Genomic DNA, 19,129 nt, shown 5'->3' with positions numbered 1-19,129 from the left:
CCTTTTTGTTAGCCAGCAATTCCCCAAGGAGAAAACAAAAGGTACGTCGCCGCAACCAGAATCAGAATGATACAGGACGCCAGCTTTACATGTTTCCAAGGTGTTACATCCACTTGCGGATTGTGACCAAGCTTATAATCCGTTTCCCTCGGATACAGCTTTCCTGTCAGAAGCATCACAGCCACTGAAAATGGAAAGAGTACGGCAAGGATGTACAGAAAATGAATGTGCCCTAAATAGATTTTTGATAAGCCGTATAAAACAATATGGGCTGGTATCGCTATTTTCACAGCTAATGCCGGCACTTTTTTTGTAAAGAAACCAACAACGACCGCTGCTAATATCGGTACATTAAAAAATCCGAACATCTCTTGAAGATAGCTGTACAGCCCTGATGGCGCATATAAAATAAAGGGTGCGATGACAATCGATACTAGCCCGAGAACTGCGACGAAAATTCGCCCTGTTTTGACGAGCTCAGCTTCATCTGCATGAGGCTTACATAACGGTTTGTATATGTCCAGAGTAAACAACGTAATGGTACTGTTCAGAGAGCCGTTAAACGAGCTCAAAATCGCTCCGAATAAAATAGCGGCGAATACACCGGTAAGGGATGCCGGCAATAGATCGACGATTAGCCGGGGATATACACTGTCAGCATTTTCAATGCCGCCTCCATATAAATGAAAGGCAATCACTCCAGGAACGACTAAATAAAAAACGCCGATGAGTTTAAAGAAACCTGCTAAAAGAGCGCCCTTTTGTCCTTCAGCCAAATTTTTCGCTCCTAATGCCCGCTGAACGATCGCTTGGTTAACAGCCCAATAAAAGAGATTATTCACTAATAGCCCTGTTAAAATCGTCGGCCACGGAACATCTGCCGAATTGCTAATATCAATTGAATTGAGTTTTTCCGTATGTAAAGCCGTCAGTTGAGCAACTCCGCCCCCAAAGCTGCCTTGTCCGACTGCAAGAATGCCTAATATCACAATAAAAAAACCGCCGAAAATTAATCCGATTCCGTATATGGCATCTGCTGAGGCAGCGGCTTTCAATCCGCCAAAAAAGATATAACAGCAGCTCGTTACGCCAATGATTAAAGATATCAGCAAAACTGCCATAAATGTGCTGATGCCAAACGTCTCTGTAATGCGGAATACTTGATTTAACACAAGAGCCCCTGAATACAGTACTGTCGGCAGGAATGAAACAGCGTAGCCAATGATAAGTAGTACAGAAACGATCTGCCTTGTTCTTTGATCAAACCGCTGCTCTAGAAAATCAGGTATCGTGGTAATTCCCGTTTTCAAATAACGGGGCAAAAAGACAAGTGCCAGGAAAATCAACGCAAGCGGTGCACTCGCTTCCCATGACATCGCTGTCATAGACCCTGCATAGCTTTGTCCATTTAACCCGACCATCTGCTCGGTTGATAAATTAGTTAACAGCAGCGAGCTCCCGATATATAACGCAGTAAGGCTTCTTCCTCCGAGAAAATATCCATCGGACGATTGCAAGTTAACCCCCTTTGTTCTCTGCCATGAAAATAGAAATATCCCGATATTGATAACCAGAAAAGATACAATGATCCAAAGCAACAGCCAGCAACTCCTTCTGCAAATAGATAGATGATAGGGGCATTTACCATCTACCCATTTTTCACACGTGAAAAACATCGGAACCGCTTTTCTTTTATCAGCATATGATACATTATATACATCTCTAAACAGAACGAAAAAAGACACAAGCCAAAAAGCTCGCGTCTTTTATCACAATCTATATGATTAGTTTAAGATTTTTACATTTACAGTTTTGACGCCCCAATTAGATGCATCACTTTTATTGGGTACAAATACGTCGATTTTATTTCCTTTAATAGCGCCGCCAGTGTCTGCTGCTGTTGCTTCACCGTAACCTTCAACATAGACTTTAGAACCTAGTGGAATCACATTAGGATCAACCGCGATAACTTTCGCGTTCGGGTTCTTATTTAAGTCAACGCCTGTTGCTGTAACGCCGGAGATGCCGCCGTCGTTAGCAGTGTAAGCAGTAGCAGTAACTGTTAGTTCTTTTGAAGCTTCTTGATTATTTGTATTAGATTGAACAGCCTTTTCTTCTGTAGGAACAGAAGTTTCTGCTGCAGCCTTTGTTTCTTGTTTTGGTTGTTGTTGAACTGTTTCTTGTTTAGGTTGCTCTTTTTGCACAGCTTCTTGTTTTGTTTCAGTTTGAGGTGCGCTTGTTTGCGTATTCTCAGTAACTGTGTTTGCTGCTGTTGCCTGACCTTTTACTGAAAGTGTTGATCCAGCATAGATCATGTCAGAGCTTAGGTTATTCCAAACTTTCAGGTTATTGACTGTTGTTCCGAATTGCTGAGCAATCTTTGTCAGCGTGTCCCCCGCTTTAATTGTATATTGCCCAGTAGTGGTTGTTTCTTCTGAAGAAATGGTCAGTTTTTCTCCTGCAATGATTTGATCAGAAGTTAACTTGTTCCATTCTTTTAAGTCCTTTAGGTTCACTCCGTTTTTCTGAGAGATCCCCCAGAGCGTATCACCCTTTTGCACCGTGATTTCTTTTGCAGAAGCGTGAGCTCCGAATGCAGTTGATGAAAGTGCAGCAACTGCTACAAAGGACATAATCGTCTTCTTCATAAGTAAATCCTCCCTTGTTAGCTTTTTATTGGCGGCTAACAGGTGATATCGTAACACACGTAAATGTCAAATCAATAACAAAAAGATATGATTTAGATTACAGTTCCTTTACATGAAGGAATTCTCTCTGCTGGAAAGACTTGCTGAACCCTTGATATAATAGGCTTCGCAAGTCTTTTTATTTTGAGGAAAAAAAGAGAAAATAAAATGTGTTTTTTATAGAAAAAAAGATTGATTTACTGTTTTTTTAGTCTGTCATCCCTGCATAAGCTTGTATTTCTTGTAAAAAAAGCCGGCCGTATTTTGCTCTTTTTTGTTCTCCGACTCCTTTTATAGACAAAAGTTCCTCATCATTTACGGGCTGTTTTCCTGACATTTCTTTTAACGTTTGGTCAGAGAAAACGACAAAAGGAGGAACACCCTGCTCTGCCGCGATTTCTTTGCGAACGATGCGCAATCGTTCAAACAGCTCGTCATTTTCAGTAATCGCTGCCGCTTTTAACGCTTCTTTTCTCGTTACTGATAATTCTCCTCTCAGCACATTCCTTCCTTTACTGCTGACAAAAAGAGTCGGAAACGTTCCGTCTGACATCTTGATGAAATCGTCAGAAATAAGAAATTCGATAAAATCACTGATTTCCCCTACTGATTGGTGTTTTAATATCCCGTATGTTGAGAGATCCGAAAAGCCGTTTTCAAGAACTTTTTTATTTTTGGAGCCGGCCAACACCTGGGCAACCATCGTCTTGCCAAATCGTTCTTTCATGCGAATAATACAAGATAAGACCATTTGCGCCTCCCGGGTCACGTCATGGGACGTCCTTGTATCAGTGCAGTTTCCGCACTGTCCGCACGCATCAGGCTCCGTTTCTCCGAAATACATAAGGATAAAACGCTGCAGACAGTCTTCCGTGTGACAATAGTCGACCATTTGTCTCAGCTTTTTTAAATCTTGCTTTTGTTTCTCTTCATGCTCTGATTGTTCAATTAGGAAACGCTGCACCATAATATCCTGCGGTGAAAACAGGAGAACACATTCGCTGGCAAGACCATCCCGTCCAGCTCGTCCAGCCTCTTGATAGTAGCTTTCCATATCTTTCGGAATTTGTGCATGCAGAACAAATCTAATATTTGATTTATCAATGCCCATTCCAAAAGCAGAGGTTGCCACCATCACTTGCAGCTCATCATTAAGAAACCTTTCCTGCTGCTCTTTTCTCACATCATCTGCCAAGCCCCCGTGATACCGGCCTGCACTGATCTGATTTCGTTTCAATCTCTCATAAATTCGATCAGCTTCTTTTCTGGTCGCTGTGTAGACAATCCCTGCTTCATGTTTGTTGTTTTGCACATATTCATCAATAAAACGATCCTTATTTTCTCCTTTTGCTACTTTAAAGGTTAAATTGTCTCGGGAAAATCCGGTATGTACCGTGTTTTCTTTTTGAATATGCAGCTGTTTGCAAATATCCTCATGAACCTCAGGTGTTGCTGTTGCTGTTAATGCCATGATGACAGGCTTGTCATGTAATTCTCGGAACAAAATTTCAATATTTCTGTAGCTTGGCCTGAAATCGTGGCCCCATTGAGAAATACAGTGCGCCTCGTCTATTGCGACCAAAGGAACATCAATGTCCTGCAAAATCCGTATAAACTCCGTGGACGTAAGTCGCTCCGGTGTAATGTAAAAAAGCTTATAAGCCCCTTCTTTGAGTCCGTTCAGCCTCTCATATATTTCCTGATTGGATTGTGTGCTGTTAATGTAGGCGGCGTTAATCCCCGCTTCTTCTAACGCATCGACCTGATCCTTCATCAAGGAAATCAACGGCGAAATGACGATCGTTGTCCCTTCAAACATTAGTGCCGGAATTTGATAGCAAATCGATTTGCCTCCTCCCGTCGGCATAATGCAGGCCGTATTTTGTCTCGCTTCCGTCACCGAGCGGATCGCTTCTTCTTGTCCGCTGCGGAGCTTTTCATAACCGAAATAATGGGCCAGAAGGGATTGGGCTCTATGTAACATAACGTGTAAACCTCGCTTTTCCTTGAATTTCTCCCATCATATCATAAAAAAGCGGCCTTCATTTCTTTCACACAGAAATTGAATTTTCACTATACCTATCTTTTTTAGATAAAATAAAAAGCCATTTCCAAAAAGGAAATGGCTTTCGCTACGTCTTGCCGTATGCAAGTAAGAAAGTTTTAAACCACCACTCCTCAAAGTGGGTGTTTGCAGAAACGTTCCTGTCGTCCTCTACAAGGAGGCATGACATTCCAGCTTCGATATAAAACTCCCTATTACAGCTTAAAGGTTAAAACTTAATTAACAATACGCACAAAGTAGCTTCTTTTATATAGTACACCATCAGCCGTTTTTTATCAAGGGGCCAGAACAATTGTTTAGAAAAACTTTTTCCAGCGATTAAAACTGCTTTTTCGCTATTATATCTGATGATTCGACAATCCGAAAAATATATTACAATAAAAAAACAGCCTTTTTCGCTAAGAGGAATGATTACTTTCTTCTATATAATATGTATACAAAAAACTCCTATCGCAGTGATAGGAGTCTTTGTTCCATTAGAATTTTGCAGCAAGATCTTTTGCTTCTTGTAAACCTTTTTCAACGATTTCTTGTGCTTGATCAGGCGCTGCGTTATGTCCTTCGATGACAACTGTGTGCAAGTCTTGAACACCCCAGAAACCAAGAACTGTTTTCATGAAGTTTAATGACATTTCAAGTGCAGCCATTGGTCCTTCAGAGTAAATGCCGCCGCGCGCGTTAAGGAGTGCAACTTTTTTGTCGCCCATTAAACCAACTGGTCCTTCTTGTGTGTATTTGAATGTAACGCCTGCACGAGACAGGTAATCAACATAAGTATGAAGAACGGCTGGCACTGTGAAGTTCCAAAGCGGGAATGCGAAAACAACTTTGTCAGCTTTTACAAACTGATTCAGATATTTGTCAGCAATTGCTGCTTGTTTTTTCTCTTCTTCTGTCATTTCCATTCCTTGACCTGCTTTAAATGTTCCGTTAATCATATCTCTTCCAAGGTAAGGAAGGTTCTCTTTATGAAGATCTAATTCAACCACTTCATCAGCAGGGTTGTTTTCTTTATAAGCAGCTAAGAAAGCTTCGTAAAGTTTAGTTGAAACGCCTTCTTCAGCTGTACGGTCGCTTGATTTTACAAATAATACTGTAGACATTTGTATTCCTCCCGGTAAACTTTTTATATTTACTTACAAATAGTATGTTACTTTCTTTTTTACGCAAAGTCAATCACTTTATTTTGAATATGAGATTTTTTTTCAAAAAAAAGCAAGTACATCTAATATCGGTGTACTTGCTTGCCATTTTCACTTTGAATCTTGTTCACGATCCAAAATCTCATACGTCTGAGAGCTTTTTTGATCAATGGTTTCTTTATTGGATAGATCTTTTACCTGCTCGTGAAACTCTCTTTCAAATGACGGAGCGTCTGTCTCTACATCATCCTCCATATCAGCTTGGGCCTCCACTGTCATTCTTGCATAAGGAACAGCTTCAAGTCTTTCGTAAGGAATGTCTTGGCCGGTTCTTTCACACACTCCGTATGTTCCATCTTTCATTTTTTGTAATGCATGGTTGATCTCCTCTAACAGCTCCTGGTCGATCTCTCTCACCGTTTGGTCTGTCATCCGGTCTGTGACGAGCGTGCCGTGGTCTGCCATGTGGTTGTCAACCCCATTGGAAAGCTCCCCCACTTCTTCAGTCATTGATTCTTTTTCCTTCTTCTCGCCAGACAATTCTTTTTGCATATCGAGCAATTTATAATAGAGATGCTTCTTTTGTTCTTTTGTCAGCGCCATGTGTATCCTCTCCTTTCTATCCTGTTTCCCGTTTTGCCCCTTGTCAAACATGAGAACTTGATAGAAAGATGAGAGACTGCATCTTTGCACGGATCGCAACCGTTGGCGATAATAGTGTTTCAGGATTTCTTTGGCAGTTTTTTGTCTTCTCTTCTTTCGTAGTTGTAAAAACAGAACAGGGCATGTACGCTCTGCTCTGTTTTTTATACAAAAAAAGCCTAACCATTTTTTGAACGGCTGGCTCATCAAATATTCAGCTGCACAAATGCTTTGTCAGCACCGCTTGAACTTCGCTTAAATCGGTGTCTTTCGCAAATTCTAATTCGAACGTTTTGCTTCTAGTCATCAATAAAAGCCCAGTGTCCGGGTCAAACATGCCCGCTTCTTGGATCGCAAAGCTTTCAATTGTTTTATATGGAAGAAATACACGAACCTTCTTTTTAGAAAACATTTTATTGTCAAAGAAAATGATCCGCTTATTTGTAAAGCAAATTTGGTCCACTCGGAGCTTATAAATCGATTCTATTCTTTCCCCTTCAACGAGCAAAGCTTCAAGCTTCTTTGCATCCGTTGATCTGCTAACAGAAAAAATACCCAATGAAGAACCCCTCTTTCTGCATTTATCTATTTGTTTATTCATTCACTACATAAAAATAAGTCCTTTATCCCTATATAAGAATACGACATAGAAGACATTTAAACCATTACGAACAGATTACATTTTTCAAATTTTTGATTTGTTTTTCGTCTTTTGTGCTTTGTCATCAAGTAATACGCACGTATAGAGAAAAAAGTTTCAATATTCAGCATTATTTTTTAAAAAAAGTGGTTTTTAAAGTTTTCATTGATTTTGTTTTATTTTTCCTGTTTTAATTATAAAAAAACCGCAGCTCAGCTGCGGTTTTTTTATCCTCTGCTTTCTTCAGGCTTTAAACCTCTTCGAAGTATTCTTTATAATAGCCACCGACTTTATTCGTATTGTCGATCACAAAGAGAAATTCCTCTGTTTCATTTTTCACTTCATATTCTTTTCCCGGAGTTAAAACGCGGTTCACGATATATTTTTTTGCGTTTGTCTGCACACATTTTACCTTTTTGATTGTTTCTTTTTCAAGCCAATTGTTATGAATCATAAATGAAATCTCCTTTTCATATCTATAAGCTTATTGTAGCTTTTTTCTTTTGTAAATTGCAATATCGGTTATTCATTGATTTTGCCTTGTTTTCTATTATAGAATGTTTGTATACGCTTACTCTTACAGCAAATATCACAGCTTATTTCTGCTATTCAAACAATGAATCAATGTGCTATCACCAAGAATCTCAAAACAGACCATAAAAAATGACTGGAGGTTTGTTACAGATGAGTTCTTTAACGATGCAAGTGACGAAAAGGCTGGAGACATTTTTACAGGGAACAAAGAAGCTTTATATTGACGGAAAGTTTGTTCCGAGTGCCTCAGGGGCAACCTTTGACACACCCAACCCGGCGACCGGCGAAACCTTGATGACGCTGTATGAAGCCCAGGCTGCGGATGTGGACAAAGCGGTTAAAGCTGCCCGGAAAGCCTTTGACCAAGGCGAATGGAGAACAATGTCTCCGGCTTCGAGAAGCAGACTGATGTATAAGCTGGCTGACTTAATGGAAGAGCATAAAACTGAGCTTGCTCAGCTTGAAACACTTGATAACGGGAAACCGATAAATGAAACGACGAATGGAGATATACCTCTGGCTATTGAGCATATGCGCTATTACGCCGGCTGGTGTACAAAAATAACAGGACAGACGATTCCGGTTTCCGGCGCTTATTTTAATTATACGCGCCATGAGCCTGTCGGCGTCGTCGGCCAGATCATTCCATGGAATTTCCCGCTCCTGATGGCGATGTGGAAAATGGGCGCTGCTCTTGCAACAGGCTGTACAATTGTGCTCAAACCGGCTGAACAAACACCGCTTTCAGCTCTTTATTTGGCAGAATTAATTGATCAAGCCGGCTTCCCTGACGGTGTCATCAATATCATTCCGGGATTCGGTGAAGATGCGGGAGAAGCGCTGACGAATCATGAAGCGGTTGATAAAATTGCCTTTACCGGTTCCACTGAAATCGGAAAGAAAATCATGTCCACCGCTGCGAAAAGCATTAAGCGGGTTACATTGGAGCTGGGCGGAAAATCACCTAATATTCTTTTGCCGGATGCGAATTTGAAAAAGGCGATCCCAGGCGCTTTAAACGGTGTGATGTTTAATCAGGGCCAAGTCTGCTGTGCGGGCTCGCGCGTTTTCATTCATAAAGACCAATATGATGAAGTTGTTGATGAGATGGTGTCCTATGCTGAATCCCTCCGCCAAGGAGCGGGACTTCATAAGGATACACAAATCGGGCCTCTCGTGAGCAAGGAACAGCACGAACGCGTTCTTTCCTATATTCAAAAAGGAAAAGACGAAGGAGCAAAAGCAGTGACTGGCGGAAGCTGTCCTTTTGAAGAAGGATATTTTGTCGCACCGACTGTGTTTGCGAATGTTGAAGACGAGATGACCATCGCAAAAGAAGAAATTTTCGGACCGGTGCTGACTGCTATTCCATACGAAACAGTCGATGAAGTCATTGAACGAGCGAATCATTCAGAATATGGACTCGCAGCCGGACTATGGACAGAGAACGTCAAGCATGCCCACTATATCGCGGACCGTCTTCAAGCCGGAACCGTCTGGGTGAACTGCTATAATGTGTTTGACGCAGCATCCCCGTTTGGCGGTTATAAACAGTCAGGACTCGGACGAGAAATGGGATCATATGCCTTAGATAACTACACAGAAGTCAAAAGTGTATGGATAAATCTCGAAGACTAACATGTATGTCAAAAAAACTGCTGCCTGCCAGCAGTTTTTTTCTTTCTGTAATGGCGGTAAAAGACGCTGAATATATATGCTTCTGAAGGAGTTGAGCGTGATGGGCACACTTCAGGAGAAAGTAAGTCGTTATCAAAAGAAAACCATTGCAGAGTTAAAAGACAGGCAAAATGCTGACGGTTCGTGGACATTTTGCTTTGAAGGACCAATCATGACAAATTCCTTTTTTATTTTGCTCCTCACCTCACTAGATGAAGGCGAGAATGAAAAAGAACTAATATCAGCGCTTGCAGCAGGCATTCGCGAAAAACAGCAGCCCGACGGCACATTCATCAATTATCCCGATGAAACGAGCGGAAATATAACGGCTACCGTCCAAGGATATGTCGGGATGCTGGCTTCAGGATGTTTTCACAGATCTGATCCGCACATGAGAAAAGCTGAACAATTTATCATCTCACATGGCGGTTTGAGACATGTTCATTTCATGACAAAATGGATGCTTGCTGTGAACGGGCTGTATCCTTGGCCTGTTTTGTATTTACCATTATCACTCATGGCGCTCCCCCCAACGTTACCGGTTCATTTCTATCAGTTCAGCGCATATGCCCGAATTCATTTTGCTCCTATGGCTGTAACACTCAATCAGCGATTTGTTCTTAAAAACCGCAATATTCCATCTCTTCGCCATCTCGATCCGCACATGACAAATAACCCTTTCACTTGGCTTCGATCTGATGCTTTTGAAGAAAGAGATCTCACGTCTATTTGGTCACATTGGAAGCGCATTTTTCATGCACCCTTTGCTTTTCAGCAGCTAGGCTTACAGACGGCTAAAACATATATGCTGGACCGGCTTGAAAAAGACGGAACATTATACAGCTATGCGAGCGCAACCATATTTATGGTTTACAGCCTTCTGTCACTTGGTGTATCACGCTACTCTCCTGTTATCAGGAGGGCGATTAACGGCATCAAATCACTGCTGACAAAGTGCAACGGGATTCCTTATCTGGAAAACTCTACTTCAACTGTTTGGGATACAGCTCTGATCAGCTATGCCCTTCAAAAAAACGGCGTGACCGAAACAGACGGCTCTATTACAAAAGCAGCTGCCTTTTTGCTAGAACGCCAGCATACCAAAATAGCAGATTGGTCTGTTAAAAACCCGAGTGCAGCACCCGGCGGCTGGGGATTTTCAAACATCAATACAAATAACCCTGACTGTGACGACACTGCAGCCGTATTAAAAGCGATTCCCCGCAGTTATTCTCCTTCAGCTTGGGAGCGAGGGGTGTCTTGGCTTTTATCGATGCAAAACGATGACGGCGGATTTTCTGCTTTTGAAAAAAATGTGAACCATCCTCTGATCCGCCTTCTCCCGCTTGAATCCGCCGAGGACGCGGCAGTTGACCCTTCAACCGCCGACCTCACCGGACGTGTGCTGCACTTTTTAGGCGAGAAAGCTGGTTTCACCGTGAAACATCAACATATTCAGCGCGCTGTGGGCTGGCTTCTCGAACATCAAGAACAGAATGGGTCATGGTACGGGAGATGGGGTGTTTGCTACATTTACGGCACATGGGCTGCTCTTACGGGTATGCATGCCTGCGGGGTTGACCGAAAGCACCCTGCTATACAAAAGGCCTTGCGCTGGCTCAAATCGATACAGCATGATGACGGCAGCTGGGGAGAATCCTGTAAAAGCGCTGAAGTCAAAACGTACGTCCCGCTTCATAAAGGAACCATTGTACAAACGGCCTGGGCTTTAGACGCTTTGCTCACATACGAAAATTCCGAACACCCATCTGTTGTGAAAGGTATGCAATACCTTACTGACAGCAGTTCTCATGGCGCCGATAGCTTGGCCTATCCAGCAGGAATCGGATTGCCAAACCAATTTTATATCCTTTATCACAGTTATCCATATGTATTCTCTTTGCTGGCTGTCGGGAAGTATTTGAATTTTATTGAAAAGGAGACAGCAAATGAAACGTGAATCTTACCAAACGGAGATGTTCAATTGGTGTGAAGCCTTGAAGGATCAAATTCAAAAGCGAGGACAGCTTGAACAGTTTGAAGATCAATTTGACAAAATGATTGAAGCACTGGAAGATGACCAAACAACTGAAGAAGATTGGTATAAGCAGGCCGCTGCCCTTTATCGGGATATTACAGAATCAGAGGATACAAGTGAAAGACGCGCTTACGTCCCTATAGGAAAACATGTGCTGCCAAAGCTTCCGTACAAATATTCCGCCTTAGAACCTTATATATCACGCGACATTATGGTCCTTCATCATACGAAGCATCACCAAAGCTATGTTGACGGTCTAAACAAAGCAGAAACAGAGCTAAAAAAAGCGAGAGCATCAAAGAATTATGACTTGATCACTCATTGGGAAAGAGAGCTTGCATTCCATGGAGCAGGGCATTATTTACACACTATTTTCTGGTTTTCGATGCATCCAAACGGAAAAAGGCGTCCTACAGGGGCATTGTTCCAAATGATCGATATTTCATTTGGAAGCTACTCGGCTTTTAAAGAACATTTTACTCAGGCCGCTAAAAAAGTGGAAGGTGTCGGCTGGGCCATTCTGGTCTGGGCTCCCCGATCAGGACGGCTGGAGATTTTAACGGCAGAAAAGCACCAGCTCTTCAGCCAATGGGACGTGATCCCTCTTTTACCGCTTGACGTATGGGAACATGCCTATTATTTGCAATATAAAAATGACCGGGCAAGCTATGTCGATCATTGGTGGAATGTCGTGGATTGGCGCGAGGCAGAAAAACGTTTCGAGCAGGCAAAAGAAGTCGTTTGGAAACTCTATTAAAAAAAGCCCCCTTTCCCCGGGGGCTACGTGTTTTAAAAAATGCCTATCACATGCAAAAATACGATGATGATGGCAACAGGAGATAGGTAACGAATGAGCAGCAGCCAAACCGCAAACCACTTTCGTTTGAGATTGGAACCGCTTTTCAGCTCGTCAAACAAATCCTGTTTCGGTATTTTTAACGGGACAAAAATAGAAATCAATAACGCGCCTAACGGCATTAAAATATTGCTTACAAGATAGTCGGCCGCATCAAAAATAGACAAGTGAAATAGAGAGACGTCACTTAAGACACCGTAGGATAATGCAGACGGCACACCGACAATAAAAATAGCAATTCCGCCTAACCAAGCGAATCGTTTTCTCTTATTGACATCACCTTTTGAAAGCACTGCGACCAAAATTTCCAGCATTGAGAAAGCGGATGTCAATGCCGCAAATAAAAATAGAATTAAAAATGCTAATAAAAAGATAATTCCAAACGGCATTTGATTAAACACAGTCGGCAGCACGTTAAATAACAGGACCGGCCCTTGGTCTGGTTTGAGGCCGAATGAAAATACAGCTGGAAAAATCGCAATTCCTGCCATTACAGCAACAAGCATGTTTAATACAGTTACTGATACAGCGGACTGCACAACGTTTTCCTGTTTCTCTAAATAAGAGCTATACGTTACCATGACTGATACACCGACACTTAATAAGAAAAAGGATTGGCCCATCGCATATAAAATTGTATTGGCGTCAATCGCGGTTAAATCAGGCATCAGGAAAAACTTGAGCCCTTCCATCGCTCCATCAAGTGTAACGGAACGCACCATTAAAATAACAAATAATATAAAAAGCGCCGGCATTAATATTTGGCTTGCTTTTTCAATTCCGCTGCTAACCCCTTTTGCAACAACTAAAATTGTCACCACCATAAAGAGCAGCTGGCCTCCAACAGCCAGGTAAGGATTTGAAATCGTACTTGCAAATATCGTATCAAAACCAGATGTTTGCGATAAACCGCCAGTGAAGCCTTTTGTAATATAAATTAAAATCCACCCGCCGACGACACTGTAAAAAGATAAAAGAATAAAGCACGTCGCCATTCCTAAATAACCGATCCAATGCCACTTCGTTCCCGGAGCAAGTGTTTTATAGGATTGTACGGCATCTTTCTGTGTTTTTCTGCCTATGATGAATTCACCTAACAATAAAGGCAGTCCGATTAAAACCGTAAATAAAATAAAAATAAGTAAAAATGCGCCTCCTCCGCTGGTTCCCGCTACATATGGAAATTTCCATATTGCACCAAGCCCGATAGCTGATCCTGCCGCGGCTAAAATAAAGCCGAGCTTCGAAGACCATTGATTCGCTTCCTTCACCCTATCACTCCTATTATATCTAACCATTATAAAGATTCATTGTAAGAATATCTTCCTATATAGTCAAGAACATTTTAATTAGTTTACATAATGTAATTATTGTTTTCTATTTAAAACCAATCCATCTATTAATATTGAATTATTCAGAAAATTAATTATAATAAGAGAATGCTTTAAAATCTGTGAGAATTTCTGCTGAAGTTCTTGATAAATGTGTAAGGAGTGTTTTTATGGACATCATTAGAAAAATAAGTCATTTCGCGGGACAAACCTTTGGCATATGGGTCATTGTTTTTGCCGTGCTGGGATTTACTTTCCCGTCTTTTTTTACATGGATCAGTTCTTATATTACGATTTTTCTTGGCATTATCATGTTTGGAATGGGTCTTACACTGCAAGCCGATGATTTCAAAGAGCTGATCAGAAAACCTTGGCATGTCATTATCGGGGTAATTGTTCAGTATACTATCATGCCGCTCGTTGCTTTCGGCCTCGCATTTGGGCTGCACCTTCCAGCTGAAATCGCAGTGGGTGTTATTCTTGTCGGCTGCTGTCCTGGCGGCACAGCCTCTAATGTCATGACATTTTTAGCAAAAGGAAATACGGCCCTTTCTGTTGCTGTTACAACAATTTCTACCTTGTTGGCGCCTGTTTTAACACCGATTTTGATTATGCTGTTTGCCAAGGAATGGCTTCCTGTCTCGCCAGGGGCTTTATTTATTTCAATCTTACAGGCTGTTTTATTTCCGATCATTGCAGGCGTGATCGTTAAAATGTTTTTCAGAAAACAAGTGGCAAAAGCCGTACATGCCCTTCCGCTTGTTTCTGTCATTGGCATCGTTGCGATTGTCTCAGCTGTCGTCAGCGGCAATCGGGAAAATCTGCTTCAATCAGGATTCCTCATTTTTTCTATTGTCATCCTGCATAACGGTATCGGTTATTTGCTTGGATTTCTTTGTGCAAAGCTTTTAAAAATGGATTATCCGTCTCAAAAAGCAATTGCAATCGAAGTCGGCATGCAAAATTCAGGACTCGGTGCTGCACTCGCTACGGCTCATTTCTCACCGCTATCTGCCGTACCCAGCGCGATATTCAGTGTATGGCATAACCTTTCGGGTTCCATGCTTGCAACATACTGGTCAAAAAAAGCGAAAAAGAAACAAACAGCAGCCAACAGCAGCAATCTGTCTCTTTAAATACGCATCAAAAAAGGTACATCACTTTATCGTGATGTACCTTTTTTTATTATCCCTCTAATAAAAGCTGTTCAGGATCTTCCAGTAAATTTTTGATTGTCACTAGGAAACCAACCGCTTCTTTACCGTCTACAATCCGGTGATCATAAGATAAAGCGATATACATCATCGGACGGTTTTCAAAACGCTCTTCATCAATTGCTACAGGGCGCAGTTGAATCTTATGCATGCCCAGTATACCGACTTGAGGGCTGTTTAAAATCGGAGTCGACATCAGTGAACCGAAAGTCCCTCCGTTTGTAATAGTGAAGGAACCGCCCTGAAGCTCGCTAAGGGTCAATTTATTGTTTCTTGCTTTTTTCGCAAGTTCGCCGATTTCTTTTTCAATTCCTGCAAATGTCAGACGGTCCGCATCCCGTACAACCGGAACGACAAGGCCTTCATCAGCTGCAACAGCAATCCCGATATCATAGAACTTCTTAACGATCAGCTCATCGCCTTGAATTTCCGCATTCAGCAGCGGATATTTCTTCAATGCAGCAACGACCGCTTTCGTAAAGAAAGACATAAAGCCGAGCTTCACTTCGTTTTGCTCAAAGAATTGATCTTTGCGGCGTTTTCTAAGGTTCATGACAGCCGTCATGTCTACTTCATTAAATGTAGTCAGCATCGCTGATGTTTGCTGTACCTCTACAAGGCGTTTTGCAATCGTTTGTCTGCGGCGTGACATTTTTTGCACTTCGACAGGTTTGTCGAAGCTTTGCTGTGTTTTTTGAGCCTGAGGCTGCTGTTGTTTCTGAGGAGCCGGTTTTGACGCTGGTTTTTCGTACGCTTCGACATCCTGCTTGCGCACTCTTCCTAATGGATCTCCCGTTGGAACCTGAGACAGGTCAATTCCTTTCTCTCTTGCCAGCTTACGGGCTGAAGGAGAAGCGATCGTTCTTGATTTTGCTTCGGCTTGCGCTTCCTCGCTAACCTCTTTTGCAGCTGGTTCAGCCTGCTTCTCTTCTTTCTCGCTATCTTTGCTTTCAGCTTTCTCTGAAGGTGCAGGGGCAGAACTTTCACCCGCGCCTTCTGAAATCGTACCGATAATTTCTCCAACTTGGACGGTATCACCCGAATCTTTCAATACCTCTTGAAGTACACCCGATTCTTCTGCTGTCAATTCAACATTTACTTTGTCCGTTTCTAGTTCAAGCAGATATTCACCCTGTTCTACATAATCACCAGGCTGCTTCAACCATTGGGCTATTGTTCCTTCTGAGATTGATTCTGCTAATTCAGGTACCTTAATTTCCGCCATTTTTTCATTTCCCCCTTAGTTTTTGCGAGTCAAGCTATCAGATACAATACGTTCCTGTTCTTTTTTATGAACTGTCGGATCTCCCTCTGCAGGGCTGGATCGTCTTCTTCGTCCAATATATTGAACGCTTACTCCCTGTGGTGCAATCTCTGTCAAATATGGGCTGATATAACTCCAGGCCCCCATGTTCTGCGGCTCTTCCTGTACCCAAACGATTTCTTTCAGGTTCGGAAGTTTTGCAAATAATTCTTTGACTCCTTTTGCCGGGAATGGATACAGCTGTTCAATTCTCGCAATATGAAGCCACTCTTTACCGTCTTCTAGCTTATTGAAATGGTCGCTGATGTCAATGGACACTTTACCGCTGGATAATACAAGTCTGGTTACTTTTTCATAGTCATGAGAAAGTCCGGACTGTTCGTATACAGGCTGGAAGCGGCTTTCGCTGAGCTCCTGCACTTCCGAAACCGTATTCGGATTACGAAGAAGGCTCTTCGGCGTCATAATGACGAGCGGCCTGATTTCTTCACGAAGCAGCATTTTGGCCTGTCTTCTTAAAATATGAAAATATTGTGCAGCGCTTGTCAGGTTGGCAACCGTCCAGTTGTTTTCCGCGGCAAGCTGCAGGAACCGCTCGATTCTTCCGCTTGAGTGCTCGGGCCCCTGTCCCTCGTAACCGTGCGGAAGAAGCATGACTAATCCGGATTTTTGGCCCCATTTGGCGCGTCCGGCAGAAATGAATTGGTCAAAATACACTTGAGCAGCGTTGGCAAAATCTCCGTACTGCGCCTCCCACATGACAAGCGTTTCCGGTGAATGCACGTTATAGCCGTATTCAAAGCCGAGAACCGATCCTTCAGACAGCGGGCTGTTATGAACAGCGAAAGATGTGTCACAGTCAGATAAGTGATGCAGCGGCACAAATTCTTCGCCCGTCTCACTGTCATGAAGCACAAGGTTTCTTTGGGCAAACGTTCCGCGCTCGGAATCCTGTCCAGTTAAACGAATCGGTGTTCCGTCTTTCAAAATAGAAGCAAACGCAAGTGATTCAGCCAAAGACCATTCCACTTTTCTATCGTCATCGAATGCCTTGGCGCGTCTTTCTAAAATACGCTTAAGCTTGCCGAAAACGTTAAATGACTCCGGCCAGTTGATTAATTCGCCATTCAGCTTACGGAGCACATCAAAATCAATGGATGTGTCCACATCAGGGAAACCGTTTGAAACAGGCTCTGGAAGTTCAATTTCACAGGCGGTATGTTCCTTTTTAGCCGGCACTTTCTGATAAGCATCCTCAATGCGCTTCGTTACCGATTTTTCGATGTTTTGAACAACTTCTTCGGTAAGCACGCCTTCATTTACGAGCTTTTCAGCGAAAATTTGTTTGACGGTCGGATGCTTTCTGACAGCCTCATACAGCATCGGCTGAGTAGTAGACGGCTCATCCATTTCGTTGTGTCCGTAGCGTCTGTACCCGATCAAGTCAATCAGAAAGTCCTTGTTAAATGTTTTTCTGTATTCGACCGCAAACTTAACAGCTGAAAGACAGGCTTCAGGATCATCCGCATTTACGTGAACAATCGGAATTTCATAGCCCTTCGCCAGGTCACTGGCATAGTTTGTCGATCTTGATTCAGCGCTTTCTGTTGTAAATCCGATCATGTTATTGGCGATAATATGAATCGCACCGCCTACTTGATACCCTTTTAAAGAACTTAAATTCAATGTTTCAGCGACGATTCCTTCCCCAGGGAATGCAGCGTCTCCATGAATTAAAATGGCAAGCGATTTTGTTTCATCCTGCACCGGGTATCCGCTTTGTGTTCTCGTTTCCTGTGCCGCTCTCGTGCTGCCTTCAACAATCGGATTGATAAATTCCAAGTGGCTCGGGTTGTTTGCTAACGTAATGCGCGCTGATTTTGTTTCAGCGTCTTGAAGCTCCCGATTCGCCCCCAGATGGTATTTGACATCCCCTGTCCATCCGTAGCTGATTCCGATTGATCCCTCAGACGGGACAAGATCTTTGTTCGGCGCATGCTGGAATTCGGAGAAAATAATTTCATACGGTTTGCCGAGCACGTGTGCCAAGACATTCAGGCGCCCCCTGTGTGCCATCCCGATGTTGACACTCGTCGTGCCAGATTTGACAGATTGTGCAATAATGTCATCAAGCACTGGAACAAGTGCGTCCAGCCCCTCGATGGAAAAGCGCTTCTGTCCAACGAATGTGCGGTGCAAAAACTGCTCGAAGCCCTCTACTTCTGTCAGTCTTTCCAGAACAGCCGACAGCTTTTCAGATGAGTTCTTCTGGAACAGCTCGCCGGATTCAATCATCTTTGTCAGCCACTCGCGCTCTTTGAAGTCATGCACATGGTCAAATTCAAATGAGATGGTTCTTTTATACGTATTTCGTAAATACTGAATGGCTTCTAAACCGTTCGTAATGTTTTTAGGAGCGTCTTTGCAAATCACTGACGCAGGTATTGCTTTTATTTCTTCTTCAGTTAGCCCGTAATCGGATAGTGGAAAGAGTTCGCTCTTTTTCCCATCCTTTCTGAGCGGATTGACGGAAGCGTTTAAATGGCCATAGGTTCGGATATCTTCTGCAAGTCTGACTGCGGATGCGATCTTTTGTATCAGATCGGCTGTAACACGTCCCTTTTCTTTTGTTCCCGAGGCCTCTTTTATATCGCTTGGCGGAGCACCGAGCTCGTCGAACATTTCCTTTAGATCCGGATCAATGCTGTTCGGATCCTGGGTATACTGATCGTAAAGCTCCAGCGCATAGCCGAGGTTCGGACCGTAAAAATCTTCCCAATTCATTCGTTGTTTCATACTATTTTGAAACATTTGAATATTACCCCCAACTTAGATAATCAAGTGAATGATTCACTATCTTAAAATAACTTTCGAACGCTGTGTCCAAAATTATGTAATAAAAACGCTTCCAACGATATTTTACCACTGTTTGCAATTTGATTCTACCTTGATTGTTCACAAAATAGTAAAAAACCTTTATAAAAAACAAAAAATTTAATCATTTGAAAAAAGAAACGCCAAAAAGCATAGGATAAAGGA

General features: G+C 42.5%; 14 protein-coding genes and 1 other RNA gene. 4 read left to right on the top strand and 11 right to left on the bottom strand.

All coding sequences use genetic code 11. From position 1 onward, the window contains the following. Positions 1-8: 8 nt before the first annotated feature. The 8 genes from AC0DBE_RS04795 to AC0DBE_RS04760 all read right to left on the bottom strand — a co-directional run bounded on the left by AC0DBE_RS04795 (position 9) and on the right by AC0DBE_RS04760 (position 7,630). The gene (locus tag AC0DBE_RS04795; RefSeq protein WP_072566428.1) at positions 9-1,598 is read right to left on the bottom strand and encodes a solute:sodium symporter family transporter; all 1,590 of its coding nucleotides are present in this window, start codon (positions 1,596-1,598) and stop codon (positions 9-11) included. A gap of 186 nt (positions 1,599-1,784) precedes the next feature. Continuing rightward, a complete protein-coding gene (locus tag AC0DBE_RS04790; RefSeq protein WP_014114077.1) occupies positions 1,785-2,648 on the bottom strand; it encodes a LysM peptidoglycan-binding and 3D domain-containing protein in 864 nt (287 codons plus the stop codon). Positions 2,649-2,895: 247 nt separating this feature from the next. Continuing rightward, positions 2,896-4,671 carry a DNA helicase RecQ gene (gene recQ / locus AC0DBE_RS04785; RefSeq protein ID WP_014114078.1) on the bottom strand — a complete coding sequence of 592 codons (1,776 nt, stop codon included), beginning with the start codon at positions 4,669-4,671 and terminating at the stop codon, positions 2,896-2,898. 141 nt (positions 4,672-4,812) lie between these two features. Beyond that, positions 4,813-4,998, bottom strand: a non-coding RNA gene (ssrS, locus tag AC0DBE_RS04780) — 6S RNA. Between the two features lie 230 nt (positions 4,999-5,228). Beyond that, positions 5,229-5,855: an FMN-dependent NADH-azoreductase AzoJ gene (azoJ, locus tag AC0DBE_RS04775; protein ID WP_003220143.1), complete on the bottom strand. Its 627-nt coding sequence runs from the start codon at positions 5,853-5,855 to the stop codon at positions 5,229-5,231. 150 nt (positions 5,856-6,005) lie between these two features. Next, complete coding sequence (locus tag AC0DBE_RS04770; RefSeq protein ID WP_114150457.1) at positions 6,006-6,497, bottom strand: TraR/DksA family transcriptional regulator; 492 nt, start codon at positions 6,495-6,497, stop codon at positions 6,006-6,008. A 253-nt stretch (positions 6,498-6,750) separates the two neighbouring features. Next, on the bottom strand, positions 6,751-7,095 hold the full coding sequence (locus AC0DBE_RS04765) for a PH domain-containing protein (RefSeq protein ID WP_003220141.1): 345 nt from the start codon (positions 7,093-7,095) through the stop codon (positions 6,751-6,753). 331 nt (positions 7,096-7,426) lie between these two features. Then, positions 7,427-7,630 carry a DUF6501 family protein gene (locus tag AC0DBE_RS04760; RefSeq protein WP_003241656.1) on the bottom strand — a complete coding sequence of 68 codons (204 nt, stop codon included), beginning with the start codon at positions 7,628-7,630 and terminating at the stop codon, positions 7,427-7,429. A 230-nt stretch (positions 7,631-7,860) separates the two neighbouring features. Here AC0DBE_RS04760 and dhaS point away from each other — a divergent pair, with 230 nt between their 5' ends. From dhaS to AC0DBE_RS04745, 3 genes are all read left to right on the top strand, one after another. Next, complete coding sequence (gene dhaS / locus AC0DBE_RS04755; RefSeq protein WP_014114083.1) at positions 7,861-9,348, top strand: aldehyde dehydrogenase DhaS; 1,488 nt, start codon at positions 7,861-7,863, stop codon at positions 9,346-9,348. A 100-nt stretch (positions 9,349-9,448) separates the two neighbouring features. Further along, positions 9,449-11,347 (top strand): terpene cyclase/mutase family protein, encoded by a 1,899-nt coding sequence (locus tag AC0DBE_RS04750; protein WP_472961235.1) that lies wholly within the window; start codon positions 9,449-9,451, stop codon positions 11,345-11,347. Beyond that, on the top strand, positions 11,337-12,182 hold the full coding sequence (locus AC0DBE_RS04745) for a superoxide dismutase (protein WP_014114085.1): 846 nt from the start codon (positions 11,337-11,339) through the stop codon (positions 12,180-12,182). The genes AC0DBE_RS04750 and AC0DBE_RS04745 overlap by 11 nt, the downstream gene beginning before the upstream one ends. Before the next feature lie 32 nt (positions 12,183-12,214). Here the strand turns inward: AC0DBE_RS04745 and AC0DBE_RS04740 are convergent, their stop codons facing one another. Further along, positions 12,215-13,552, bottom strand: coding sequence for a sodium-dependent transporter (locus AC0DBE_RS04740; protein ID WP_014114086.1), 1,338 nt, complete (start codon positions 13,550-13,552; stop codon positions 12,215-12,217). Between the two features lie 230 nt (positions 13,553-13,782). Between AC0DBE_RS04740 and AC0DBE_RS04735 the strand changes: the two genes are divergently transcribed. Beyond that, on the top strand, positions 13,783-14,748 hold the full coding sequence (locus tag AC0DBE_RS04735) for a bile acid:sodium symporter family transporter (RefSeq protein ID WP_014114087.1): 966 nt from the start codon (positions 13,783-13,785) through the stop codon (positions 14,746-14,748). Between the two features lie 49 nt (positions 14,749-14,797). Here the strand turns inward: AC0DBE_RS04735 and odhB are convergent, their stop codons facing one another. Both odhB and sucA read right to left on the bottom strand, forming a co-directional pair. Beyond that, the gene (gene odhB / locus AC0DBE_RS04730; RefSeq protein ID WP_019714643.1) at positions 14,798-16,051 is read right to left on the bottom strand and encodes a 2-oxoglutarate dehydrogenase complex dihydrolipoyllysine-residue succinyltransferase; all 1,254 of its coding nucleotides are present in this window, start codon (positions 16,049-16,051) and stop codon (positions 14,798-14,800) included. Between the two features lie 15 nt (positions 16,052-16,066). Continuing rightward, complete coding sequence (sucA, locus tag AC0DBE_RS04725) at positions 16,067-18,901, bottom strand: 2-oxoglutarate dehydrogenase E1 component (RefSeq protein WP_061188149.1); 2,835 nt, start codon at positions 18,899-18,901, stop codon at positions 16,067-16,069. Positions 18,902-19,129: the final 228 nt, after the last annotated feature.

Source organism: Bacillus sp. VA15, from assembly GCF_055721145.1.
This window is presented reverse-complemented; position numbering and strand designations above follow the sequence as displayed.

What these genes read in the sequence shown, in the direction of transcription:
- AC0DBE_RS04735 (WP_014114087.1), top strand. Translation starts at nt 13,783, where the DNA reads ATGGACATCATTAGAAAAATAAGTCATTTCGCGGGACAAACCTTTGGC.
- azoJ (WP_003220143.1), bottom strand. Translation starts at nt 5,855, where the DNA reads ATGTCTACAGTATTATTTGTAAAATCAAGCGACCGTACAGCTGAAGAA.
- dhaS (WP_014114083.1), top strand. Translation starts at nt 7,861, where the DNA reads ATGAGTTCTTTAACGATGCAAGTGACGAAAAGGCTGGAGACATTTTTA.
- AC0DBE_RS04750 (WP_472961235.1), top strand. Translation starts at nt 9,449, where the DNA reads ATGGGCACACTTCAGGAGAAAGTAAGTCGTTATCAAAAGAAAACCATT.
- AC0DBE_RS04790 (WP_014114077.1), bottom strand. Translation starts at nt 2,648, where the DNA reads ATGAAGAAGACGATTATGTCCTTTGTAGCAGTTGCTGCACTTTCATCA.
- AC0DBE_RS04745 (WP_014114085.1), top strand. Translation starts at nt 11,337, where the DNA reads ATGAAACGTGAATCTTACCAAACGGAGATGTTCAATTGGTGTGAAGCC.
- AC0DBE_RS04770 (WP_114150457.1), bottom strand. Translation starts at nt 6,497, where the DNA reads ATGGCGCTGACAAAAGAACAAAAGAAGCATCTCTATTATAAATTGCTC.
- recQ (WP_014114078.1), bottom strand. Translation starts at nt 4,671, where the DNA reads ATGTTACATAGAGCCCAATCCCTTCTGGCCCATTATTTCGGTTATGAA.
- AC0DBE_RS04760 (WP_003241656.1), bottom strand. Translation starts at nt 7,630, where the DNA reads ATGATTCATAACAATTGGCTTGAAAAAGAAACAATCAAAAAGGTAAAA.
- sucA (WP_061188149.1), bottom strand. Translation starts at nt 18,901, where the DNA reads ATGTTTCAAAATAGTATGAAACAACGAATGAATTGGGAAGATTTTTAC.
- odhB (WP_019714643.1), bottom strand. Translation starts at nt 16,051, where the DNA reads ATGGCGGAAATTAAGGTACCTGAATTAGCAGAATCAATCTCAGAAGGA.